The sequence below is a fragment of the Marinobacter sp. THAF197a genome (assembly GCF_009363275.1).
Classification (GTDB): Bacteria; Pseudomonadota; Gammaproteobacteria; order Pseudomonadales; family Oleiphilaceae; genus Marinobacter.
This window is the reverse complement of record NZ_CP045324.1, coordinates 3,036,618-3,058,187: the sequence shown is the minus strand read 5'-3', so window position 1 is coordinate 3,058,187 and position 21,570 is coordinate 3,036,618. Positions and strand designations below refer to the sequence as shown.

The following is a 21,570-nucleotide window of genomic DNA, read 5'->3' as shown; positions in this document are numbered from 1 at the left end:
TTATTCTGCATGACAATCTGCCGATATTATCGCGGTAGATGCCCCTGTAAGTGTAGGAGTTTCGTGCCTTGATGATACCGATTGTTCATGGGGTCACAAACTGGTCCCGGGCTTCAGGCCTCTCCGGGCACAGGGTCGGGTTGGTCTGGTAGTCGCTTGCCCGACCAGTTTTCCATCAGCCGGCAAGCGACCAGGTCGCCGGTTACGTTGATGGCGGTGCGGCACATATCAAGAATCCGGTCCACGCCCATAATCAAGGCAATGCCTGCGGCCGGTACACCCACCGATTGAAGCACCATCGCGAGAATTACAATACCGACCCCCGGTGTTGCCGGTGAACCAATAGACGCACCCACGGCCATGGCAACCACCAGGGCCATACTGCCCACACTTAGATCAATGCCATACACCTGTGCCAGGAAGACCGTGGCCACAGCCTGGTAGAGCGCGGTACCGTTCATGTTGATGGTGGCCCCCAGGGGAATGACAAACTGTGAAACGGAAGGCCGCACACCCAGTTTGTCTTCCGCGGTGCGGATAGACAGCGGCATGACGGCGGCAGAGCTGGAGGTTGAAAAGGCCAGCAGCAACACATCGCGGGTGTCTTTCAGAAACTGAAGTGGTCGCACCCCTGCGAGGAGCTTGAGAAGGGCGAGGTAGAAAACCATCAAAACGGCGAGGCCGAGCAGCACCGTAGCGACGTAGGAGGCCATGCCCAGCATGGCACGGAACCCGAGCGTGGTGGTCAGTTGCGCCATCAATCCGAAGACTGCATAGGGCGCCAGGCGCATCGCCCAACGAACCACCGTCATGCAGATTTGCTGCAGGGAGTCGAGCAGGTCCAGCATCGGCTTGGCTTTGTCTCCCGACATACTGACCAGCGCAACGCCGATGATGATGGAGAAAATCACCACTTGCAGCATTTGCCCTTCCACCATGGCATCGAGGGGGTTGCCGGGCAGAAGGCCGATCAGTGTCTGGGGAATGGCGTCCAGGCCGGGGATGTCTGCGGGCACAGGCACGGTATCGGCCGGTGGTGCGGTAAGGCCGGTCATCAGGTCACCCGGGTTAACCAGACCGCCCACCCAAAGACCAATCGTGGCTGCAATCGCGGTAGTCACCACAAAGAACAAGGTGACCCGCATACCCATTTTGCGCAGTTGTTCCAGGTTGTCGCTGGCGGCCAAGCCTCTTACCACAGAGGCTATCACCAGCGGTATCACAATCATCTGGATGGTGGCGAGGAACAGTTGCCCGGGAAAAGCCAGCCAGTTGCCAATCAGCGTGCCGGTTTCCGGTTCAACCAGGCCAACAGAGGGGCCGAGGAGGGTGCCCACTACCAGGCCCAGTCCCATGCCAATAAGTACCTTGAGCCAGAGCCTGCCTTTGACCAGTGTGGCCAGGTAGACGCTCAGGTGGCGCAGGGGGCGGGGTGTATTGTTGGCTGTCTGGCCCGGCGTGCTATCCATGATCAACGTGTCCGTGTTTTTGATAGTGCGGTGTCGGTGGCTTGTACTGTAAGTAGCGGAACAGTGGGTGTAACAATAGGATATTTGGGTAAAAGATGCATCTGGATCAATTTCTTCGCGATTCAACTATGGCGCTCGGGTATTTGAGCTAAACTGCAGATAATTCCAACGATCAGGAGCTTTTATGCCGTTCTCTCCGAGCCATCTTGCTGAGCTGAACCTGTTGCTGCAATTTCCTTCCATTTCCACCCAGGAAGGTATCAAGGTACACGCCCATACGGCGGCGCCGGAAACGGTGAGCGCTGCGGAGTCGTTGTATGCAAAGGGGCTGATCAGCCAGAAAGACGGTGGTTATCTGACGCCACTCGGTTGTGAGGCGGTGGAGTTTACCCAGAAGTTGCAGTCTATGCTGGCCGGCAGTTGACTGTACCGGTCGGTCGACCGTTTTCTGTGCCTGTCTGGCCGGATTCTGGCAGGGTATAGTCTCCTGCCAGGATTCAAATCACCCGAGCCTTGATCCATGCCCCCGGTTTTCTTTTCCTTTTTTGTTCCTGCCCTGTTTGTCTGGCTCTGGAGCACCGGTTTCATTGGTGCCAAGTACGGCCTGCCGTATGCCGAGCCTTTTACGTTGTTGTTTATCCGGATGTTGCTCACGTTAATACCGCTGGCAGTCTTGGCCATCGTCATGCGTGCCCGATGGCCGGGCTGGCGCAGCGCTGGTCACGTGGCAGTCACCGGTATTCTGGTGCATGGCTGCTACCTGGGAGGGGTGTTCTACGCCATTGATCAGGGTATGTCGTCAGGATTGGTGTCGCTCATTGTGGGCTTGCAGCCGTTGGTAACAGCGCTGGCTGCTGTGGTGTTTCTACGTGAGGCGGTTTCGGGAAAGCAGTGGGCGGGATTGGTTTTGGGGCTTGCGGGTGTTGCTCTGGTGATCGCAGAAAAGTTTGGAGGAACCAGCTCCGGCGATACAGGGCTACCCGGGCTGACACTGGTCTGGGCAGGGCTGGCGCTGATCGGAATCTCCCTTGGCACCGTTTACCAGAAACGGTTTGGCACGTCGGTTGATCTGGTATCCGGCACCATGATTCAGTACACCGCAGCGGCCGTTTTGTTTGGTGTTGGTGCGATGGTGCTGGAGTCCCGAAGTGTGGAATGGTCGCTGCAGTTCAAGCTGGCCCTTGGCTGGCTGGTGTTTGGCCTGTCGGTCAGTGCCATTTTGCTTTTGATGTGGTTGATTCGACGCGGCGCAGCCTCTCAGGTGGCGAGTTTGTTCTACCTGGTGCCACCGGTAACGGCACTGGAGGCGTTTATCCTGTTTGATGAGCGCTTGGGGCCGATGGCCATGGCCGGCGGGATTGTTGCGGTGGCTGGCGTGGCCCTGGTTGTTGCTTCAGGGCCACGAAAAGCCAGGTCTGCCTAGTCAGATTTTTGGGCCCCGACCGCGTAACGCGTTGGCGAGGAGTGAAACAACCAACAAGACCAGAAAGATGAAAAACAGGATCTTGGCAAAACCCGCAGCCGTTCCGGCGATGCCTCCGAAACCCAGAACGCCCGCAACAATTGCAATAACAAGACACACTACCGCCCAATAGAGCATTTCCTATCCTCCTTTTTACGGTTCCCTTCCAACGTGGCACATGGCTAAGGAATGCGCAACGAAACAGCTGCTCTGTTGAGAAATGGTAATTCCGGATACAGGTTTGGCTAGGGTGTCTGTGGTCCCGGCGACTAGGCTGCCGTAATTTCCAGATACGTTCTGTCACGGAACTTTCAATGCCGGATACGGACTACGGAGTTATGCTGTCATAAACTGCCAGATCGATTGGCACAAACTTCCAACTCTGCCTATTTTTGCGTCATACCAACGATTGCCAGCCAAAAGGAAAAAAACATGCACGTTGTCATCGCATCAGCCAGAAATGCCCTGCGAAACGTCACGAGGGCATTATTCGTCGGATTAACGCTCGCGGCTTCAAGCGCCACGGTTCAGCTTCTGAGCGGCTTTATATCTTTACCGAACATTATCCTCCTTATAACGCCTCTGTTTCAGGTGAGGGCTTTGCCCACAACGAGGACCAGATCACCGGTATCTGCACCGATATGGTGAAAGCCATGCTGGCAAGGGTAGATTACGATGTGCAGATGAAAATGCGAGCGTGGAGCTACGCCTACGACTGGGTGCAGGGTCGTGAAAACCACGGTCTGTTCTGTACGGCGCGTACCGATGAACGAGAGCAGCTGTTCCAGTGGGTGGGCCCGTTGGCATCCATCGAATGGACCCTGTTTGCGGCTCCAGACTCCGATATAACACTATCCACTCTGGATGATGCCAAAGACCTGAGAATTGCCGGCTACCGGGGCGATGTCATGTCGCAGTACCTGGTGGATCAGGGGTTTAACGTGATCATGAATACATCGGGCGATGTAAATCCCCGCCGTCTGGCGCTGGGCCAGGCCGATCTGTGGGTAACGGATGGCCTTGTGGGGCCATTGGTTGCTGAAGACGAACATGGCATTACCGGCCTTAAGCCTGTGTTGGTTTTCCGGGAAACCCCGATGTATCTGGCCATCAGTCTGGAAACCAGTCCGGGCATTGTGGAGGATCTTCAGAAAGCGCTGGACAGCGCCCGCAGTGAGGGTGAGCTGGACGCCATTGTTGCCCGGTACGAATGATCCTTGGTTGGGGCAGGCCGATGGGCAGTTCAGTCTGTGCTCCGGGTGGGGTGAACTGAGCGAGATAGCGTGGGCTCGCAGCCAATCACCCTGCGGGCCTGCTTGTGGGCATGCAGGTACCACCTCTGGCCGCCACGGGTGAAGGTGTCCGCTCGCACCTGAAAGTCGGCAGTTTCAACGGTGGCGGGTATGGGTGTGCCATCGGCGTGCCGATAAACGCAACTTGTCCCTATGGTCAGCGCCTGTCGAAGGGGTAGCTCGATAAAGTCGTCGTCCCTGACCAGCGGTGCCTGACCGTTGATTTCAATAACTTTCAGGCAAGGGCCGAAGTGAATGCGGTTGACGTCGTCCACGGATTCCTCAAGGCAGTGGTGAGCTTTGAGAAACGCTACGTCGCTGTCCAGACCCTCCTGGCGATCCGGCAGATTCTGGCAGGCTGTCAGGATTAGCAAAAGGGCAGTCAGTAAAGCTACTCTCGTCATCAAGGCCTCCGTGGTGTTGGCATCAGCGCGCCCTGGGGGTCCGAACGGAGCGCGTCGATCAGCCGCTGATCTCGTCCATAGATGTCGCTCCGGAACTGGATGGTTCCGGAATGGTCCACCCATACCGTCCAGTATTGCAGGTGAACCGGTATCGGCGTTCTCAGCATCGCGTTTACCGGGTCCCTGAGTTCAATGGCTCGGTCTATATTCGCTCTGGACCAGTTACTGTTGCTCTCCAACAGGCGTTCGGCCAGTTCAAAGGGCCGCTCAACCCGGATACAGCCAGAACTGAACGTCCGTTCAGCGCGCCCAAACAGTGCCTGACCCGGTGTGTCGTGCAGGTAGATATCGTGCTGGTTCGGGAACATGAATTTGATTTGCCCCAGTGCATTCATCGGCCCCGGTTCCTGAACCAGCTGGTATGGGAAGTTATTGGCCGACAACCTTTGCCAGTCGATGGTGGAAGGGTCCACTTCAACGCGATCAGCGCCCCAACCACGGTAGACTTTGAAATTCATGCGCTGCAGATAGCCGGGATCGTTGCGGATGAGTGGTAGTTGGTCCTGAACCATCAACTTTCTCGGAACCGTCCAGGTGGGGTTGAATACCAGGTAGCGAATGCGATCGCTGAAGACAGGCGTCTGGCGGTATGGGCGCCCGACGATCACCCGCTGGCGGAGGATTTCCTCACCGGATCGTACCATGGTCATCTCGAAGCCGGCGATGTTGACCAGTACGTAGGTGTCACCAAGATCGTCCGGCAACCAACGCCAACGCTCCAGGCTGGCATCCAGTTGGCGGATGCGCTCGACAGGTAATCTATTCAGGGCAGCAAAAGTCTGGCGCCCGATGATTCCATCCGGTTCAAGGCCATGCCGGGCCTGGAACGCGGGAAGGGCGATCAACAGCTCGTCGTCGTAGATATCACTTTCGACCGACGCATCGTAGGCATCCTGGCGATCATGGTCGGCACTCGGGATGTCGCCAAGAAGGGTGAGCCGACGACGTATCTCGGGGATGCGCGGGTCTTTGTCCCCCGGCCGGAGTGTGGGAGTGGCGGCGAGTTCGTGCCAGGGCTGTCCCAGCAATGCGGTCAGGGTGCGGCGCGCCGTGACCAGTTTCTGGTAGGCTGGCGCTGAAGGTTTTAGCTGTTGCAGGGTCTGGTAAACGGAATTGGTGTCCAGCGCTTGTGCAAGCACCGTGTGGGTTTCCAGATCCTGGCGATTGGCGGTCCATTCAGCGTGAATGGTCCTCGGGTTAACTTTCCCCGCCTGCAAATGGGAGGAAAGCAACAGGAATGCATCTGACAGTACTAGGTCCAGATCGGCCCGCACTTCTTCCTCGACCTGATCCGTCGGTTGTAGGGCCAGGGCGGCAATCGTTTCGTGGTGATAATCCAGCGGGTTTAAACCCTGATCAGCCACCTCACTGATGGCCTGGGCCAGTTGACGTCGTGCACTGTAGGAATCCCAGGCCAGGTCAAATTCCCTGAGCTCGTAGAAACGGGTCAGGGCTTCCTTTGCAAGTATTGGTGCGTCGAGAACCGTGACAGGATGCCCGGCCTGCAGAGCTTCTATGCGGTTGATGATGCTATCGTCACTGAAGACGGGGGGGCATGCCAGTAGAAGAATCAGAGCCAGGCCGCGTGATCTGAGATATTTCCATCCTGCGTCTCTCATAGTGGCGCTCCTGGCTCCTTTATAGACGATTCAATCGGTTTGCGTGTCCTCCAGTATAGCCTTTTGGTCTTTATGTGGCTTTCTTGACTTAGCCGGCCCGGCCAAACATGCGTTCCAGAAAGCCAAGCTCCCGAACATCTGCCACCGGCACAGTGTCCAGTTCCTGCATGGCTTTGCGCCAGAAGGTCTCTGGGCTATCAAGATGCGAGACCAGCTTTCGTTCCTCCGGACTATAGTGGTTGTGATCTCCAGAGATACCAGCGTCCATCAGCTGCTCGGCCCACAGATAGAGCGCTGCCCGAAGGGTTCGGAGAAGCCGGCAGTAAACCTCCCGGCTAAGGTTGATGGCCAGTTCGGCACTGAGATTAATCTGCTTTTGCAGGTCTGACATGGCCTCTTTATCCAGCAACACTCGATTGCCATTGCCTTTCTTGCAGCTTAAACAGGTATGTTCGAGTTCTTTTACCCCTTCCATCAGGTTCAGGTGCCCGAACTCCCTGGTTTGGGTGTCATTCACCGGTGCAGGAATCCAGCCATACTGGGGGGATTTGGCAACGATGTGTCCGGGCAGGTCGAGCCGATAAGGTGGTGCTTTGTCTATATCGGGGTATCCATCAAACTCAGCCCTTAGCCAGGCTGCCATCTGGCGATGTCGGAGCATGGTTGCCAGGGTTATGGCTGATGGCACGATATCGGTGAGCAGATCGCTGGCATCCTGGGTGCGTTCCATCAGGTGGTCGACAGATGTAGACATGATTATCTCCCTGAGCGTGAGGGTTAAACCCTCGCCGTTATTTTTGTTTTTGGTTCTCCTCATCCGTGCAGAGGAGTAACCTGTGGGTAAAAAGTAGGCAGTGGTTAAAGTTTGCGCTGTTGTAAAAGCGTTATGGCTTTGTAACGACGGGTAATCAGGGAGGGGCCGGTGATGAATGAACGGGTTCCGGATTTCAGCAACCTGCGCGCGGACATGGTTCAGTATCAGCTTGCCGGCAGGGGGATATTCGATTCAAGAGTGCTGGAAGCCATGGACAGGGTGCCCAGAGAACGCTTTATTCCCGAGCATCTGGCCGGCGAAGCCTACGAAGATTACCCCTTGCCGATTGGTTGGGGGCAGACAATTTCCCAGCCCTATATCGTGGCGCTGATGGCGCAGGCGCTTCAGTTGGAGGGGCGGGAAAGGGTGTTGGATATTGGTACTGGATCGGGTTATGCCGCAGCCGTTTTGGCCAGCCTCGCCCTGGAGGTCTTCAGTATTGAGCGGATTCCCGAGTTGGCAGAGCAGGCCAGGAAGAACCTGGAGCGGGCGGGGTTCAGCCAGGTACATGTTCGCTGCGGCGATGGAACCCTTGGTTGGCCGGAGGCTGCGCCATTTGATGGCATCTGCGTTGCCGCAGGCGCTCCCGCCGTGCCTGAGACCCTTAAGCAGCAGCTTGCCATCGGTGGCCGGTTGATTATTCCGGTGGGGTCGGAACATTCCGTGCAGCGGCTGGTGTGTATTACCCGCCTGACGGATGCCGACTTCGAGCGCGAAGACTTCGGTGATGTCCGGTTCGTGCCCCTGTTGGGCGAGCAGGGATGGTCCTGACTTCGGTGCCAGGCGGCGCCGAAGTCAGTTTGACGCATGGGTGCTCTCGAAGATCTTGTCTGCAGACGCCGCCACAAAGCCGGAGTACAGGTTGCCATCCGATTTCGGATAGCGCAGGGCGAACTCATAGAAACAGCTAGGTACCGTGGCCACCTGATCAGTGAACTCCAGGGCTACCCGGTCTGCCAGGGTGGAGGATTGCTCAAGCAGTTCCTGCGGTGACCCCTTTACCTCACCCCCGGAGGTGTTTATGGCGAAGCCGTGGTCTTTGAGCAGTTGATTGATCTCGGGAACGGTTTTGATGCTCTCAAGATGATTGATGCTGACCGTAAAATGGTTGGCTCGATAACCCCAGGCTGCGGCCCATGCGGCGTATTCGCTTTCCTCCAGAAGTAAACGGTAAGTGCCGTAATCCAGTTTCCAGTGGCGGCCGGACGTCAGAAAGTCATCGGCATCTACCGCGCCCGGATTCGTTTGGGCCACAAGGTCGGAAACGATGGCCTGCAGTTGCACGGAACATTGATCCACCAGTAGCTCAGAGATGAACACCTTGGGAACATCCGGGTCAGGGTGTTCGTAATGCCGTGCGTAGAGTTTTTTGGCTTCAAAATGATATTCGCCACCCGGTTGATAGCCCAGTTTGAGAAAGTGGCCGGCCAGTTTGTCCAGGCGCACCGGGTCCAGGTTAAAAGTGCGCAGTGCAATGTGATCGTTCACGATGGGGTGGCTTTCGCGTTCGCCCAGCAACTGATGAATAGGCTCAGCCGAGGGCGTCACCCGTCGATAGGATTGCCAGAGCCGGGAAAAAAGCGCGTTCAGATCATTGTGCATGACGGAACTCCTGGTGAGCACTCATCTCATCACTTGTGTTCAGTGTGGGGCGGTTTTTGACCAGGGGTAGTGCGCACACCGGGTCTCCACCATTCAAGCCCAGCTTCCGCTGAATGCCAGTCGGTAGGGGAACTTGCTCCGGCTCGTCTCCCCCTGGTATCGAATCGATGATCGTCGCACGGAATCCGGAACACTGGCCGTTGGCGACAATCAAGGGGAACCCTGTGTGGGCGGTCATCCGGGTGCCGCCATATAAACCCCGGTATAGTCCGCTGTTGCGAACACTGGTGATGGCATCCCGTGCGCACTCAACGGTCGGCCCGGCGTCGAAAAGATCCACCAGTCCACGATGCCGGAATCCTTCCTGTTCCAGCAAGTGTAGCGCCGGGCGGGTGTCCGGGTGAACCTGGCCGATGACTGCCTGAGCTTCAATGGTCATGGCTGCAATGTCGAACGGGCCAGGGGGAACAAGTTGTTCCAGAAAGCGAGCGTCACTCTGGGCGGAGAGTTGCGTTACCGTGGAAAAATCCAGATCGACCACCTGATGTCTCAGCCAGTTCCAGAAAGGCGAGTGGCCATGAGTGTCAGACACCCCCCGCATCTCTGCTATCACGGTGTTTGCGAAACGCTTGGGGTGCAGTGCCATAAACAGAAACCGGACTTTCGAGAGGAGTTTGCCGGCATTGGCCTGGCGATAGTCCGGGCGAAGGTACAGCGAACAGATCTCGGTGCAGCCCGCGTAGTGCTCGCAACGGGTCAGGGTTTCCCTCGCGAGGCCTGCTGGCCCGGTTGTTCTGTCGCGTTTGAAGTGGTGCAACGGCCGGTCGAGCCCAACACTGGCCTGGATGCCAGTTGTGCCCATGATCTCATGGTTGTGCTCATCCTCAAGTACAAACAGATACTGCTCGTTTGTGGGATTGTCTACGCGCCGCTCAAAGCTCTTCATGGAATGCTCGATCTTCTGTGCCAGCGCGTCCCGGTCTGGCATCAGGGATGTGAATCCCGGTCCGGATTCAACGGCAATCTGATAAAGGGAATCAAGATCCCGAAGCGTGATAGTGCGGATCAACATAGCCGACATCCTGAACGTTGTTTAGGTCCAGTATGGCGGCTGGTTATGCCGATCTGTAGATTCAAATTGGTCAATATGGCCTATAATTTAGCCATATTGACGAACCAGGTAATCAAAATGATTAGTATGCAAGACCAGAAACTGTTGGGACTGCTTCGGCAGAATGCTCGCGCCAGTGTGACTGACCTGGCCAAGGGGCTGCATGTTTCCCGTTCCACCGTACAAAACAGGTTGGCGAAACTGGAGGTGCAGGGAATCATCCGCGGCTATACCGTTCAGCTGGGCGGTGAGTACGCCGCCAACCAGGTGGAGGCCCATGTGTCGGTCAAAGTGCACCAGAAACTTACCGCTCGCACCAACGCTGAACTGGAGCAGATTACTCAGGTTTGCCAGTTGTTTTCGGTCAGTGGTGAGTACGACTTGATTGCCATCGTCCAGGCCCAATCTCTGGAGGAGTTGAGCCGTGTATTGGATGACATAGGGAACCTGAAAGGGGTTGAGCGGACTAACTCGGCAGTTGTGCTTGAGACCCGGTTCCGGCGTTAGCCAGCGCTCAGGAACCAAGAAAACCCGCATAGGCGGTATAAAGAAAGGCGCCAGAACCGATAAGAATGACGGCCCAGGCGGGAAAGATCAAAGCAGAGCGAGTCGAGGTTCTCATAGAGCGACAGTCTCCTGTGGTATTGGTTATCAATACGCGGTACTTCTCAATCTAGACCAGACTTGATGGATGTCACGAAATATTTTGGGAGGTGCGTCTCAGCTTCGAGCTAAATGGTCAACGCCCGGGATGTTTATTGCTATTGAGCACGCGGGAAAGTTGGCTAGTATGAATGCAACAATAAAAAGCGATTCCAGACAACCTAAGATAACAACAACAAGGAGCCACCATGGCTATAGACCCACAAAAGCAGACGTCTTTGCACTGCCTGTACTACTGGGCCCAGCACACTCCCGATAACGTTTACCTGACCCAGCCATTCCCGGATGGCCGGGTGGAAGACATTACCTGGGCGCAGGCCGCTGACCAGGTTTCCCGAATGGCGGCCTACCTGAACAGCCTTGGTCTGCCGGAGCACAGCAATATCGGAATCCTGGGCAAGAATAGCGCGCATTGGATACTGTCGGATCTGGCCATTTGGGCAGCCGGTCATGTCAGCGTGCCGCTTTACCCGACCCTGAATGGTGAAACAGCCGCTTACATTCTTGAACACAGCGAGGCCAAACTGTTGTTCCTGGGTAAGCTGGACGGCACGGCCGACGGCTGGAACGACATCAAGCATCATATCCCTGCTGACATGCCCATCGTGTCTCTGCCTTTGTCGCCACGCGATGACACTCCCAAATGGCAGGAGATCATCAAAGAACAATCACCGGCGGAGCCAAAACTGCCTGATCCGGATGCGCTGGCCACCATCGTGTACACCTCTGGCAGTACCGGCCGGCCCAAGGGCGTGATGCACAGCTTCCGCACCATGATTTCGGTGGCCGATGGCCTGCAGCAACTGTTCCCGGTATCCTCCAACGAACGCATGCTGTCTTACCTCCCGCTGGCTCACGTGGCGGAGCGGGCAGCGGTTGAAACCCAGTCTCTTTACTACGGTTTCCACCTGTACTTTGCCAACTCCCTGGATACCTTCCAGGAAGACCTGCAGCGGGCCCGGCCCACCTTGTTCTTCTCGGTACCGCGCCTGTGGATGAAGTTCTATCTGGGCGTGAATGCCAAGTTGCCGCCGAAGAAGCAGAAAATCCTGTTCAATATTCCGATCCTGAACTCACTGGTTAAAAAGAAGGTCCTCAAGCAACTGGGCCTGGACCATTGCCGGGCCGCGCTGACGGGCGCAGCACCGTTGTCTGGAGAGATTATCGGATGGTATCGGGGTCTTGGTCTGGAACTGCTGGAAGTGTATGGCATGTCGGAGAATTTCGGTTACTCCCACGCCAACCGCCCCGGCCAGGCCAAGGTGGGTACGGTCGGCATGGCGAACCCTGGTGTGACACACCGCATTGGTGAAGGCGGCGAGGTTCAGGTGAAGAGTCCGGGCCAGATGCTGGGCTACTACAAGAACGAAGAAAAGACCAAGGAGGACCTGACCGACGACGGCTTCCTGAAAACCGGCGATATGGGTGAAATCGACCAGGATGGCTGCCTGCGCATTACTGGCCGGGTGAAGGATCTGTTCAAAACTTCCAAGGGCAAATACGTGGTGCCCGTGCCAATTGAGAACCGGTTCAATCACCCGAAAGCCGAAGTGGTGTGTGTGGCTGGCGCCAACCAGCCTCAGCCGTGCCTGATGGTGTTGTTGTCAGAAGAGGCCCGGGATGAACTGGATCGTGGTGGTGACCGGGCGGAGCTGGAACAGGAACTGGCCCGGGAGCTTGATGCCGTTAACGCCCAGAGCGAAGCCCATGAGAAAGTGGCTTTCGTGGTGGTGGTTAAGGAGCCCTGGACCATGGAAAACGGCATGCTGACGCCGACCATGAAGATCAAGCGCAATGTGATCGAGGACTTCTACAATCAGAAGATGGACGAGTGGTTTGGTAAGAAGAGTAAGGTGATCTGGGAGTTCTGATCAGGGCGTTAAACACTCACCAAATAAAAACGCCGGCATGGAAACATGCCGGCGTTTTTATTTGTGCTTCGGTTACCGGGTTCCGGTAATCTCAGTGACCGCCCTGTACCTGGGGCATGTCTGGGGCGACCGCAGCGGCTTTGCGGTTGAAAATCCGCACCTTACGGCTGAAAAACTGCATCGCCTGCTGTGCAGCAGCGCGGGTATACTGGCGCCTGACCTCGGTACTGTTGTGGAGGATACTTGACGGCAGCGGGTTTACGGTTGCGATATGGCTCTTGGTCATAGCGCCTTCCTCCTTTGTCTGGTGGATTAATTAGCGATCTATCTTTAATTTAACAACTATTCTAGGAGTTCTTATTTGCAGTTTGAATACGTTAAAATCCGTACTCACGTTGCGAATATGCAGTAACTATGGACTGGGATTATCTTCGATATATACGGGCTCTGGCAATAGGTGGAACGCTGGCGAAAGCCGGTGAATTGCTGGGTGTACACCAAACCACTGTTTTAAGACGACTTGATCAGATGGAAGAGTCGTTGGGTGTGCAGTTTTTCGAGCGCAACCGGGATGGTTTGCAGCTCACCCCGGTTGGCGAAATGGCGTTTCGGGAGGCCCAGCGGCTGGCTACCGATGTGGAAAACCTGGAGCGCAAACTGGTAGGTGACGATGCCGCGCCGGTTGGTAAGGTCCGGGTGGCGGCCGAAGATGCCATGATGAATGAACTGCTCGGACCGATCCTGGCGGAGCTGGTTCACGCCTATCCGGATATCGAACTGGAGGTGCTGACCGATAACGATGTGGCGAACCTCAGCCACCGGGAGGCAGACCTGACCTTGCGGCCGGAGAATAAACCCCAGGCGACCCTGGAGGGCGAGCGCATTGCCGCGGTGGATTCCGCTGTCTACGGGGCCGCCCGATACTGCCGTCGACACCGCAATATGGATATCGAGAACCACCCGGAAGACTGCACCTGGATACTGCCGGATGAGAGTTTCAGCCATCTGGCGACCGGGCGTTGGTACCGGAAGCACCTGAAGAACGTCTCCTCGGTGATTCGCTGCAACAGCCTGCAATCCATGGCAACCCTGGCCAGGTCTGGAGCGGGGTTGGCGGTGTTGCCCTGTTATCTGGGCGAGGCCGCGAAAGAGCTGCGCAGGCTGTCAGACCCGCTGGAGGGCGAGAGCGTGGATTTGTGGCTGCATGTAAACCAGGATACCCAGCAGATGGCCAGGGTGCGAATCGTTATGGAGTTCCTGGTTGATCGCCTGAAAGCGCTGGAATCTGCCATTGAGATAAGCGCGTCGCTCTGAACCTAAGCGTCGGCCTTGCAGAACGGCCAGAACTGGTACCAGCGCCAACATTGGAACTCCGCTTCGCACTGCTTTAACTGGTTGTCGTAGCGGAAGGCGCGGTTCTGAACCCTTCGGGCCAGGGACTGTATGGCCGGTTTCTGTTCGAACGAGCGGCGTGCGTAGCCGCCCCGGCCTTCATGATAGGCCAGGTAAAGCTGCCGGGGTGCGCTGAATGGAATGCCCAGCTCGCGGTTGCTGAGGTGGTTGTACCAGCCGACAAAATCCAGCGCGTATTGCATGTCGGTGCGCACGGTTCGCCAGGATGCGTCGTTCGCCACCAGGTATTCGCCCCAGGCGGGGTCAAGGGCCTGGGCATAACCGTAAGCGGTGGTGGGGCGCTTCCAGGGAATCAGTCCCCAAAGCCGGGTGCGGGGCGGCCGGGCATGGCTCCGGAAAGACGATTCGTAATAGACAAAAGCCAGCTGTGTGGCGATGGGGGTGCCCCATTTCTCCTCGGAGGCCCGGGCGTAGTCGTACCACACCGTATGTTCCCTGAAGATCTCACAGATGTTTTCCGGGTTGGCCGGAGGTTCCGGGGCCAGCAGACTGAATCGTAGGGTGGCCCAGGTGCCGATCACCAGCCCCAGCAAAGGCAGGCCGTACCAGCCAAGGCGGGAGCGCCATACATTAAACCGCTTGTTGCGGATATTTCGAGATTTTCGGGTTCTTCTGCGCCACATCCCTACCAAACTGTCATCTCCAAAGGCCTTGGGGCACTTGCCGTAATGGCTTCAGGCGTGTCATAAACAGGGCCATTGCAGTAACAGGATAATAGAGAAATGAGACTGATCACCCTAGTTAAACCTCTTTTAGTTGCCGGGCTTATATCGTCAGGAATGGCCCATGCATCTACGGATGCCCGTGACGTTCTGGCAGCATCGCCCATTGATGACATCGTGGGCCAGTACCCGGCCATGATGAGTCAGGGTATTCGGGATGGTCTCAAACAGAGCGGCCAGGTGCCGCCGATGGTGGCCGATACTATTGGTTATGTGGTCAGCAGCAGTTACAGGGCCGAGGACATCGAGCGCAAGCTGGTGGCCAGCCTGGACGAGTCGCTGACGAGCAAACAGCTTGAGGAGGTATATGCCTGGTACCAGACCCCTGTCGCACAGAAGATATCTCGTGCGGAGATTGCTGCGTCTGCACCTGCCGCCTGGTCAGAGGTGCGAAGCCGCGCCGGAGAGCTAAACGAAGCCTACAAGGGCACCACCCGGGAAAAGCTGTTTGACCGTTTTGACCGGGCTTCCCGCGCAACGGAAACCACAGTGGATACTACCATTGCCGTGCAGTTGGGTTTGGCAACGGCCATGGCGGCCCTGAGCAGTGACTCGGTGCATTACGAGCGGTTACGTCAGCGCCTGGAGAGCCAACGTGGGATGTTGCAGGGCATGGTTGGACAACAGGTATACGACAGCTATTTGTACACCTACCGGGATATCAGTGTTCAGGAACTGGGTCTGTATCTGGACTTTCTGGAGAGTGAGTCGGGTAAACGCTTTACCGAGGTGGTCACAGAGAGCATTCAGGCGTCGATTACGGACCCTATTGAAACCATCGGTAGCCAATTGGCGCGGTTCAGGAATTTCGGGACAGGCGACTCCCGATAACAAACGCCTGCTGTCTGCGCAGTCAAGCGCAGACAGCAGTTGCACTGGCTTAGCTGCGGGAAGTTACTTCCAGGAGGTGATAGCCGAATTGGGTCTTGATCGGCCCAATCACGGTGTTCAGGTCGCTGCTGAACACGGCCTTGTCAAACTCGGGAACCATCTGGCCGGGGCCGAAGGAGCCCAGGTCGCCGCCGTTACGGCCGGACGGGCAGGAGGAATGCTGTTTCGCCACTTCGGCGAAATCCTGGCCACCTTCAATAGCCTTCTTCAGTTCTTCACATTTTGCTTCGCTGTCTACCAGAATGTGGCGTGCAGTTGCTTGTGCCATGGTCAAGTTCCTGTTGTCGGATGGAGGAATGGACGGAAACGTCTGACACGAATGCTGCCCGCACAGCGTGCTGCTGGCAAGCCCTTTTTATCCGTGTTTTTGCGGCCTCACAGTCTTGCGCCCAAACCTGTACAATGCCGGCTTTTATTTGCCGGCTTGTTGCCGGCCCTCACGCTGACAGGTTCTTTTCTTGATCTCCACCGCCAATCTCACCATGCAATTCGGGGCCAAGCCCCTGTTTGAAAACGTATCCGCCAAGTTCGGCAACGGCAACCGTTACGGTTTGATCGGTGCCAATGGCTGCGGCAAGTCCACCCTGATGAAAATTCTCGGTGGCGACCTGGAGCCGTCCGCCGGTCAGGTGATGCTGGAGCCCAACATCCGCCTCGGTAAACTCCGGCAGGATCAGTTCGCCTATGAGGACTGCACGGTGATGGACACCGTGATCATGGGCCATGGAGAACTGTGGCGCGTGAAGAAAGAGCGGGACCGCATCTACTCCCTGCCGGAAATGAGCGAAGAAGACGGCATGGCGGTGGCGGACCTGGAAGTGGAATTCGCCGAAATGGACGGCTACACCGCCGAATCCCGCGCCGGCGAACTCCTGTTGGGCCTGGATATTCCGCTGGAACAGCACAACGGCCCCATGAGCGCCCTGGCCCCGGGCTGGAAACTGCGTGTACTGCTGGCTCAGGCCCTGTTCTCCGACCCGGACGTACTGCTGCTGGACGAGCCCACCAACCACCTGGACATCAACACCATCCGCTGGCTGGAAAACATCCTGGTGGCCCGCAACAGCACCATGATCATCATCTCCCACGACCGCCACTTCCTGAACAGTGTGTGTACCCACATGGCGGACCTGGATTACGGTGAACTGCGCCTGTTCCCGGGCAATTACGACGAATACATGACCGCCGCCACCCAGGCCCGCGAGCGCATGTTGTCAGACAACGCCAAGAAAAAGGCCCAGATTGCCGAACTGCAGCAGTTCGTCAGCCGCTTCTCCGCCAACGCCTCCAAGGCCAAGCAGGCCACCTCCCGCGCCAGGCAGATCGATAAGATCCAGTTGGAGGAAGTGAAGCCGTCCAGCCGGGTGAGCCCGTTCATCCGCTTCGAGCAGGGCAAGAAACTGCACCGTCAGGCGGTCACCCTGAAAGGCCTGACCAAGGGCTTCGACGAAGGCCCCCTGTTCAAAAACCTGGATCTGCAGATTGAGGCGGGAGAGCGGGTGGCTATCATCGGCCCGAACGGAATTGGTAAAACCACCTTACTGCAGTGCCTGGCCGGCGCCTATGAGCCGGATGCAGGCGAGGTGAAATGGACCGACAGTGCCGAGGTAGGTTACTTCGCCCAGGACCACACCGCCGACTTTGCCCGGGACGACACCCTGACCGATTGGATGGCCCAGTGGACTACCGGTGGTGAGCAACTGGTGCGCGGTACGTTGGGGCGGATGTTGTTCTCCGGGGATGACATTGGTAAGTCGGTGAAGGTGATTTCCGGTGGTGAGCAGGGGCGGATGCTGTTTGGTAAGCTGATTCTGCAGAAGCCGAATGTGATGTTGATGGATGAGCCGACGAACCACCTGGATATGGAGTCCATCGAGGCGCTGAACCTGGCGTTGGAGAATTATCCGGGCACGCTGATTTTCGTCAGCCATGACCGGGAGTTTGTTTCGTCGCTGGCGACCCGGATCATCGAGTTGAAGGCGGATGGTATTACCGATTTCAGCGGTACTTATGATGATTATCTGCGCAGTCAGGGCTACGTTTGAGTTCTGACTAAGAGTTACCTGTCCAGAGCTTGGTGCTGGCGGGCAGTTGGGGATGGCTTTCCAAAACACGCTCCTTGCGGCACATCCATGTGACGCTTGGGCTCCGCCATCCCTGGCTCCGCACAGTTTTGGAAAGCCATCCCCAACTGCCCGCTCATACATTGGAGGGGGCTTCCAACACATCATGGGAAAACATATGAGCGAGTCGCAGATTATTAACGCCACCCGAAAGTGGGTCGAAGACGTAGTCGTTGGCTACAACCTCTGCCCCTTCGCCAAACGGGAACTGGTCAAGAACCGGGTTCGGTTTACGGTGACAGACGCCAACAACGAAGACGACCTCCTGCAGGCCCTGCATGCGGAATTGCAGCGCCTGGAAGACGAACCGGAAATCGAAACCACGTTGTTGATACACCCGGGCGTACTGCAGGATTTCTACGCCTACAATGAGTTTCTGGACGCTGCCGATGCGTTGTTGGCCTACCTGGAGTTGGAGGGCGTTTACCAGATCGCCAGTTTCCATCCGGACTATCAGTTCGCTGACACCGAACCGGGGGCTGATGAGAATTACACCAACCGGTCTCCGTACCCCATGTTGCACCTGTTGCGGGAGGCGAGTCTGGAGGCGGCGATTGATAGCCATCCGGATGTGGACGGGATTCCTGATCGGAATATCGCACTGATGAATGAGCTGGGTGCGGAGAAGATGCGGAATACTTTACTGAGCTGCTTAGAGCACGCATCGAATCCAGCTGAGTAGTTTGAGGAGCCAGCGGGGTAGGGCTTTCCAAAACTGTGCGGAGCCATGGATGGCGGAGCCCAAGCGCCACATGGATGTGCCGAAGGAGCGTGTTTTGGAAAGCCCTACCCCGCTGGCGTTAACGCCAAAGCCGCGGTACTGAGCACCTGAAGGGAGTAAACTTGTGGGACTGCTTTTCGAACAAATTGACAGCCAGCCCTCGGTGATAGGGGAAATCATGCTGCGCCGCCGCAGGATTCCGGCACTGGGTGACCGGGATATCTACGAAGTGAAACTGGGCGAAGAATTCCTCATGTCCAGCATGTTTGTCGACGCCGAAGTGGCCCTCTCAGACATCGGCCTGGGTGAAACCGAAGGCGACAACCTCAGCGTCGTTGTGGGCGGACTCGGCCTTGGCTACACCGCCGTGGCCGCTCTCAAACATGAACGCGTCAGCGAACTGCTCGTGGTCGAATACCTGAAACCCGTCATCGGCTGGCACCAGCAAGAAAAAGTGCCCCTCGGCAAAGACCTCAACGCCGATCCACGAAACCGCTACATACACGGCAGCTTCTTCGACCTCGCCATCGCCGACCCCGAAACCGGCGGCTTTGACCCGGAAGCACCGGGCAAACAGTTCGACGCCATCCTGCTCGACATCGACCACTCGCCCAGAGCGCTGCTGCACGATTCCAGTGCCAGCTTCTACACCACCAACAACCTCCGCCTCATGGCCCGGCAACTCAAGCCCAGAGGCGTGTTTGCCATGTGGTCCAACGAAGGTGAGGACGATGAATTCATGGCGACTCTGCGGGAAGTGTTTACCGACGTAGCCTGCCACGTCGTCAGCTTCTACAACCCCTTCCAGAACCGCGAATCGTTTAACACCGTCTACGTGGCCCGCAAGCCGGACTGAGCCCGGCGAGCAGGCGCTGGCATCAGGCGAAGTTCAGCTGCTTGCGCCACTTGTGCAGCAGGAATTCGGTGTCGTGCTGCCACGGGTGGAAGTCTGGTTTGAAGTAATCCAGGTATTCCGGAATGATCGCGGTGAACATGCCCTTGCGGCCCCAAACCCGGTTCAGGCCTTTGGCCCAGGACTTCAGGTTCAGTAACTGCTTGTCTTCGCGCATCAGCTCAATGATGAACGAGTGGATCGCTACCATGATCAGCGTGGTGATCAATGCCATGACACCCATGCGGATGGCGTAGTCCACTACGGTCTTATCGTAGAGTTTTTCGTAGGTGTCGAAGGCCACAGCCTTGTGCTCGTTTTCTTCGATACAGTGCCAGGCCCACAGGGTGCGCATGGACGGGTCGATGGCATTCACCAGGTCTTCGCGCTTGAGCAGCTGCGCCGAGAGGATGCCGGTGAAGTGCTCAAGGGCAACTGTAGCGGCCAGGTGCGCCCGTTTGTTGTTGAGCAGGGGCAGGTTCTTGGCGGACAGGAAACCGCGGGTCCAGCCTTCCAGTTTCTTGATATCGAAACCCTGATTGATGGCACCCTCGTTGAAGTGACCATGCTCCTTCGCGTGCATGGCCTCCTGACCGATAAAGGCGCTGATGTCTTTCTGTAACTGAGGGTCGTTGATCTGGTCACGGACTGCCCGAACACTGTCCACGAAGAAGCGCTCACCGTCTGGGAACAGTGCGGAGAGGGCGTTGAACAGGTGGGTCATGAACGGGTCACTGTCGACCCAGTGCCGCGGTACATCCTCAAAACCAAAGTCCTGACGGCGTACCGGAAAAGATGCTGTGACTGCTGACATAGCGACTGCCTCGATTGTGTTTGTCTTACAATCACACATTACGCGCCAAGAGCCGTAAAAGTCCGGTCAGAAAGGGACAGATGTTTATCAATTGGTATGTTGGTGCCCAGAATAGGCAGGGAGGGGGTGCCCGGGCAGCGCGCTGCCCGGGCGATCGGGGTTACATCAGGTTGTAGATAAACACAATGGCAACGGCCACCGGGGTAACAAACCGCACGGTGATAAACCACAGGTTGAACATGGTCGGTGACAACGACAGTTCGTTCTCCATGGCCTGGCGGGACATCACCCAGCCGGCAAACAGTGCGACCAGCAGGCCACCCAGCGGCAACAGGATGTTGGCGGTGAAGAAGTCGAGCAGGTCGAAGATGGTTTTGCCCTCCAGCATGGGAATGAAGCCCAGCGGGGCAACGTCCGCCCACAGGTTCAGTGACAGCACGGAGGCAATGCCCAGGGCCCAGCACACGCCACCTGCGGCGATGGTGCTGATGGTCCGGTTCATGCCTTTCTGCTCTTCCAGCCATTCCACGATGGGCTCCAGCAGGGAGATGCCGGAGGTCCAGGCGGCAAAGATCAGTAACACGAAGAACAGCGTGCCAAACAGGGTGCCCATGGGCATCTGCCCGAAGGCCAGGGGCAGTGTCTGGAAGATCAGGCCAGGGCCGGCGCCCGGCTCCAGGCCGTTGGCGAACACAATGGGGAAGATTGCCAGACCAGCCAGTAGCGCTACGCCGGTGTCGATCACGGAGACGGTGATGGAGGTTTTGGCGATGGAGATCTTTTTCGGCAGATAAGAGCCGTAGGCCATCATTACCGCCATACCCAGGCTCAGGGTAAAGAACGCGTGGCCAAGGGCGACCAGCACGCCGGAGGTGGTCAGCTTGGAGAAGTCCGGCTGGAACAGGAAGGCCGCGGCCTGGCCGAAGTGGCTGGTGGTCATGGCGTAGCCGACCACCAGCAGCAACAATACGAACAGCGCTGGCATCAGGATACTGACGGCCCGCTCAAGGCCGGAGCGGACGCCCCGGGCGACGACCACCATCACCAGGGCCATAAACACCGTGTGCCAAAGCAGCAGGGTGGACGGATTGCTTAGCAAGCCGGAGAAAATGGCTCCTACAGCTTCGGCGGATTGCCCGGCCAGCTGCCCGCTGGCAGTTGTACCCACGTAGGATATTGCCCAACCACCAATCACCGAGTAGAACGACAGTATTAAAAAACCAGCAAGAACGCCGATAGCGCCCACCAGTTTCCAGGCCGGTTTGAGTCTGTCCCGTTCGGTAATCAGTCGGATGCTGTTGACCGGGCTGCGACCACCCCGGCGGCCGATCATGACCTCGGCCATCATGATGGGAATGCCGACAACGGCGATGCACAGCAGGTACACCAGCACAAAGGCGCCGCCACCGTTTTCGCCGGTAACGTAGGGGAATTTCCAGATATTGCCAAGCCCGACGGCGGAGCCGGTGGCAGCCAGAATAAACGCGAACCGTGAGGACCATAGCCCTCGTTTCGCATTGGAGCCCTCAAGGGCATCCGAATAGGTGGCGGAGCCGGATGAAGTGACAGACATAGTGATCTCCCGAAGGTGTTGTTTTTGTTTCAGGGGTTAAAAGGGGAGCCGCAG

23 protein-coding genes are annotated in these 21,570 nt (G+C 57.1%); 11 read left to right on the top strand and 12 right to left on the bottom strand.

From position 1 onward, the window contains the following. Nucleotides 1–113: 113 nt before the first annotated feature. Nucleotides 114–1,469 carry a dicarboxylate/amino acid:cation symporter gene (locus FIV08_RS14155; RefSeq protein ID WP_152438790.1) on the bottom strand — a complete coding sequence of 452 codons (1,356 nt, stop codon included), beginning with the start codon at nt 1,467–1,469 and terminating at the stop codon, nt 114–116. A gap of 184 nt (nt 1,470–1,653) precedes the next feature. Between FIV08_RS14155 and FIV08_RS14150 the strand changes: the two genes are divergently transcribed. Together FIV08_RS14150 and FIV08_RS14145 are read left to right on the top strand one after the other, a co-directional pair. Continuing rightward, complete coding sequence (locus tag FIV08_RS14150; protein WP_152438789.1) at nt 1,654–1,893, top strand: TIGR02647 family protein; 240 nt, start codon at nt 1,654–1,656, stop codon at nt 1,891–1,893. 96 nt (nt 1,894–1,989) lie between these two features. Then, nucleotides 1,990–2,892, top strand: coding sequence for a DMT family transporter (locus FIV08_RS14145; protein ID WP_152438788.1), 903 nt, complete (start codon nt 1,990–1,992; stop codon nt 2,890–2,892). Here FIV08_RS14145 and FIV08_RS14140 read toward each other — a convergent pair whose 3' ends face one another. Continuing rightward, on the bottom strand, nt 2,893–3,069 hold the full coding sequence (locus FIV08_RS14140) for a DUF1328 domain-containing protein (protein ID WP_072676589.1): 177 nt from the start codon (nt 3,067–3,069) through the stop codon (nt 2,893–2,895). A gap of 347 nt (nt 3,070–3,416) precedes the next feature. On the opposite strand from FIV08_RS14140, the gene FIV08_RS14135 reads away from it, so the two are divergent. Continuing rightward, nucleotides 3,417–4,145: a substrate-binding periplasmic protein gene (locus FIV08_RS14135; protein WP_323847483.1), complete on the top strand. Its 729-nt coding sequence runs from the start codon at nt 3,417–3,419 to the stop codon at nt 4,143–4,145. Nucleotides 4,146–4,174: 29 nt separating this feature from the next. On the opposite strand, the gene FIV08_RS14130 is transcribed toward FIV08_RS14135, so the two are convergent. From FIV08_RS14130 to FIV08_RS14120, 3 genes are all read right to left on the bottom strand, one after another. Then, nucleotides 4,175–4,627 carry a hypothetical protein gene (locus FIV08_RS14130; RefSeq protein ID WP_152438787.1) on the bottom strand — a complete coding sequence of 151 codons (453 nt, stop codon included), beginning with the start codon at nt 4,625–4,627 and terminating at the stop codon, nt 4,175–4,177. Then, nucleotides 4,627–6,306, bottom strand: coding sequence for a L,D-transpeptidase family protein (locus FIV08_RS14125; RefSeq protein WP_072676591.1), 1,680 nt, complete (start codon nt 6,304–6,306; stop codon nt 4,627–4,629). The genes FIV08_RS14130 and FIV08_RS14125 overlap by 1 nt, the downstream gene beginning before the upstream one ends. Before the next feature lie 88 nt (nt 6,307–6,394). Continuing rightward, entirely contained in the window at nt 6,395–7,060 is a 666-nt protein-coding gene (locus FIV08_RS14120; RefSeq protein WP_152438786.1) for a hypothetical protein, read from the bottom strand. 171 nt (nt 7,061–7,231) lie between these two features. Here FIV08_RS14120 and FIV08_RS14115 point away from each other — a divergent pair, with 171 nt between their 5' ends. Further along, on the top strand, nt 7,232–7,891 hold the full coding sequence (locus FIV08_RS14115; protein WP_072676593.1) for a protein-L-isoaspartate(D-aspartate) O-methyltransferase: 660 nt from the start codon (nt 7,232–7,234) through the stop codon (nt 7,889–7,891). A gap of 24 nt (nt 7,892–7,915) precedes the next feature. On the opposite strand, the gene FIV08_RS14110 is transcribed toward FIV08_RS14115, so the two are convergent. Then, nucleotides 7,916–8,722 (bottom strand): DUF1338 domain-containing protein, encoded by an 807-nt coding sequence (locus tag FIV08_RS14110; protein WP_152438785.1) that lies wholly within the window; start codon nt 8,720–8,722, stop codon nt 7,916–7,918. After that, on the bottom strand, nt 8,712–9,794 hold the full coding sequence (locus tag FIV08_RS14105; RefSeq protein ID WP_072676594.1) for an arginine N-succinyltransferase: 1,083 nt from the start codon (nt 9,792–9,794) through the stop codon (nt 8,712–8,714). The genes FIV08_RS14110 and FIV08_RS14105 overlap by 11 nt, the downstream gene beginning before the upstream one ends. Nucleotides 9,795–9,911: 117 nt before the next feature. Between FIV08_RS14105 and FIV08_RS14100 the strand changes: the two genes are divergently transcribed. Together FIV08_RS14100 and FIV08_RS14095 are read left to right on the top strand one after the other, a co-directional pair. After that, a complete protein-coding gene (locus FIV08_RS14100) occupies nt 9,912–10,340 on the top strand; it encodes an Lrp/AsnC family transcriptional regulator (RefSeq protein ID WP_152438784.1) in 429 nt (142 codons plus the stop codon). 344 nt (nt 10,341–10,684) lie between these two features. After that, the gene (locus FIV08_RS14095) at nt 10,685–12,367 is read left to right on the top strand and encodes an AMP-binding protein (RefSeq protein ID WP_072676596.1); all 1,683 of its coding nucleotides are present in this window, start codon (nt 10,685–10,687) and stop codon (nt 12,365–12,367) included. A 91-nt stretch (nt 12,368–12,458) separates the two neighbouring features. Here the strand turns inward: FIV08_RS14095 and FIV08_RS14090 are convergent, their stop codons facing one another. Then, nucleotides 12,459–12,653: a hypothetical protein gene (locus tag FIV08_RS14090; protein ID WP_061333071.1), complete on the bottom strand. Its 195-nt coding sequence runs from the start codon at nt 12,651–12,653 to the stop codon at nt 12,459–12,461. A 128-nt stretch (nt 12,654–12,781) separates the two neighbouring features. Here FIV08_RS14090 and FIV08_RS14085 point away from each other — a divergent pair, with 128 nt between their 5' ends. Beyond that, nucleotides 12,782–13,681 (top strand): LysR family transcriptional regulator, encoded by a 900-nt coding sequence (locus FIV08_RS14085; protein WP_072676597.1) that lies wholly within the window; start codon nt 12,782–12,784, stop codon nt 13,679–13,681. Between the two features lie 2 nt (nt 13,682–13,683). On the opposite strand, the gene FIV08_RS14080 is transcribed toward FIV08_RS14085, so the two are convergent. Next, a complete protein-coding gene (locus FIV08_RS14080; RefSeq protein ID WP_152438783.1) occupies nt 13,684–14,403 on the bottom strand; it encodes a lysozyme-like domain containing protein in 720 nt (239 codons plus the stop codon). A 156-nt stretch (nt 14,404–14,559) separates the two neighbouring features. Between FIV08_RS14080 and FIV08_RS14075 the strand changes: the two genes are divergently transcribed. Next, a complete protein-coding gene (locus tag FIV08_RS14075; protein ID WP_228715423.1) occupies nt 14,560–15,333 on the top strand; it encodes a DUF2059 domain-containing protein in 774 nt (257 codons plus the stop codon). 49 nt (nt 15,334–15,382) lie between these two features. Here the strand turns inward: FIV08_RS14075 and FIV08_RS14070 are convergent, their stop codons facing one another. Beyond that, nucleotides 15,383–15,661: a peptidylprolyl isomerase gene (locus FIV08_RS14070; RefSeq protein WP_022987955.1), complete on the bottom strand. Its 279-nt coding sequence runs from the start codon at nt 15,659–15,661 to the stop codon at nt 15,383–15,385. 190 nt (nt 15,662–15,851) lie between these two features. Between FIV08_RS14070 and FIV08_RS14065 the strand changes: the two genes are divergently transcribed. The 3 genes from FIV08_RS14065 to FIV08_RS14055 all read left to right on the top strand — a co-directional run bounded on the left by FIV08_RS14065 (nt 15,852) and on the right by FIV08_RS14055 (nt 19,093). Further along, a complete protein-coding gene (locus FIV08_RS14065) occupies nt 15,852–17,438 on the top strand; it encodes an ABC-F family ATPase (RefSeq protein WP_138437104.1) in 1,587 nt (528 codons plus the stop codon). Between the two features lie 196 nt (nt 17,439–17,634). Beyond that, nucleotides 17,635–18,198 (top strand): DUF1415 domain-containing protein, encoded by a 564-nt coding sequence (locus FIV08_RS14060; RefSeq protein ID WP_152438781.1) that lies wholly within the window; start codon nt 17,635–17,637, stop codon nt 18,196–18,198. A 163-nt stretch (nt 18,199–18,361) separates the two neighbouring features. Beyond that, nucleotides 18,362–19,093 carry a spermidine synthase gene (locus FIV08_RS14055; protein WP_152438780.1) on the top strand — a complete coding sequence of 244 codons (732 nt, stop codon included), beginning with the start codon at nt 18,362–18,364 and terminating at the stop codon, nt 19,091–19,093. Between the two features lie 22 nt (nt 19,094–19,115). On the opposite strand, the gene FIV08_RS14050 is transcribed toward FIV08_RS14055, so the two are convergent. Together FIV08_RS14050 and FIV08_RS14045 are read right to left on the bottom strand one after the other, a co-directional pair. After that, nucleotides 19,116–19,943 carry a metal-dependent hydrolase gene (locus FIV08_RS14050; RefSeq protein WP_152438779.1) on the bottom strand — a complete coding sequence of 276 codons (828 nt, stop codon included), beginning with the start codon at nt 19,941–19,943 and terminating at the stop codon, nt 19,116–19,118. A gap of 160 nt (nt 19,944–20,103) precedes the next feature. Beyond that, nucleotides 20,104–21,516 (bottom strand): sodium-dependent transporter, encoded by a 1,413-nt coding sequence (locus tag FIV08_RS14045; protein WP_152438778.1) that lies wholly within the window; start codon nt 21,514–21,516, stop codon nt 20,104–20,106. Between the last annotated feature and the right edge of the window lie 54 nt (nt 21,517–21,570).

Excerpts from the sequence above, each read along its gene's own strand:
- FIV08_RS14150 (WP_152438789.1), top strand. The coding sequence starts at position 1,654 with ATGCCGTTCTCTCCGAGCCATCTTGCTGAGCTGAACCTGTTGCTGCAA.
- FIV08_RS14105 (WP_072676594.1), bottom strand. The coding sequence starts at position 9,794 with ATGTTGATCCGCACTATCACGCTTCGGGATCTTGATTCCCTTTATCAG.
- FIV08_RS14095 (WP_072676596.1), top strand. The coding sequence starts at position 10,685 with ATGGCTATAGACCCACAAAAGCAGACGTCTTTGCACTGCCTGTACTAC.
- FIV08_RS14060 (WP_152438781.1), top strand. The coding sequence starts at position 17,635 with ATGAGCGAGTCGCAGATTATTAACGCCACCCGAAAGTGGGTCGAAGAC.
- FIV08_RS14125 (WP_072676591.1), bottom strand. The coding sequence starts at position 6,306 with ATGAGAGACGCAGGATGGAAATATCTCAGATCACGCGGCCTGGCTCTG.
- FIV08_RS14130 (WP_152438787.1), bottom strand. The coding sequence starts at position 4,627 with ATGACGAGAGTAGCTTTACTGACTGCCCTTTTGCTAATCCTGACAGCC.
- FIV08_RS14100 (WP_152438784.1), top strand. The coding sequence starts at position 9,912 with ATGATTAGTATGCAAGACCAGAAACTGTTGGGACTGCTTCGGCAGAAT.
- FIV08_RS14050 (WP_152438779.1), bottom strand. The coding sequence starts at position 19,943 with ATGTCAGCAGTCACAGCATCTTTTCCGGTACGCCGTCAGGACTTTGGT.
- FIV08_RS14145 (WP_152438788.1), top strand. The coding sequence starts at position 1,990 with ATGCCCCCGGTTTTCTTTTCCTTTTTTGTTCCTGCCCTGTTTGTCTGG.
- FIV08_RS14045 (WP_152438778.1), bottom strand. The coding sequence starts at position 21,516 with ATGTCTGTCACTTCATCCGGCTCCGCCACCTATTCGGATGCCCTTGAG.
- FIV08_RS14120 (WP_152438786.1), bottom strand. The coding sequence starts at position 7,060 with ATGTCTACATCTGTCGACCACCTGATGGAACGCACCCAGGATGCCAGC.
- FIV08_RS14090 (WP_061333071.1), bottom strand. The coding sequence starts at position 12,653 with ATGACCAAGAGCCATATCGCAACCGTAAACCCGCTGCCGTCAAGTATC.
- FIV08_RS14110 (WP_152438785.1), bottom strand. The coding sequence starts at position 8,722 with ATGCACAATGATCTGAACGCGCTTTTTTCCCGGCTCTGGCAATCCTAT.
- FIV08_RS14085 (WP_072676597.1), top strand. The coding sequence starts at position 12,782 with ATGGACTGGGATTATCTTCGATATATACGGGCTCTGGCAATAGGTGGA.
- FIV08_RS14155 (WP_152438790.1), bottom strand. The coding sequence starts at position 1,469 with ATGGATAGCACGCCGGGCCAGACAGCCAACAATACACCCCGCCCCCTG.
- FIV08_RS14115 (WP_072676593.1), top strand. The coding sequence starts at position 7,232 with ATGAATGAACGGGTTCCGGATTTCAGCAACCTGCGCGCGGACATGGTT.
- FIV08_RS14075 (WP_228715423.1), top strand. The coding sequence starts at position 14,560 with ATGGCCCATGCATCTACGGATGCCCGTGACGTTCTGGCAGCATCGCCC.
- FIV08_RS14070 (WP_022987955.1), bottom strand. The coding sequence starts at position 15,661 with ATGGCACAAGCAACTGCACGCCACATTCTGGTAGACAGCGAAGCAAAA.
- FIV08_RS14080 (WP_152438783.1), bottom strand. The coding sequence starts at position 14,403 with ATGTGGCGCAGAAGAACCCGAAAATCTCGAAATATCCGCAACAAGCGG.
- FIV08_RS14140 (WP_072676589.1), bottom strand. The coding sequence starts at position 3,069 with ATGCTCTATTGGGCGGTAGTGTGTCTTGTTATTGCAATTGTTGCGGGC.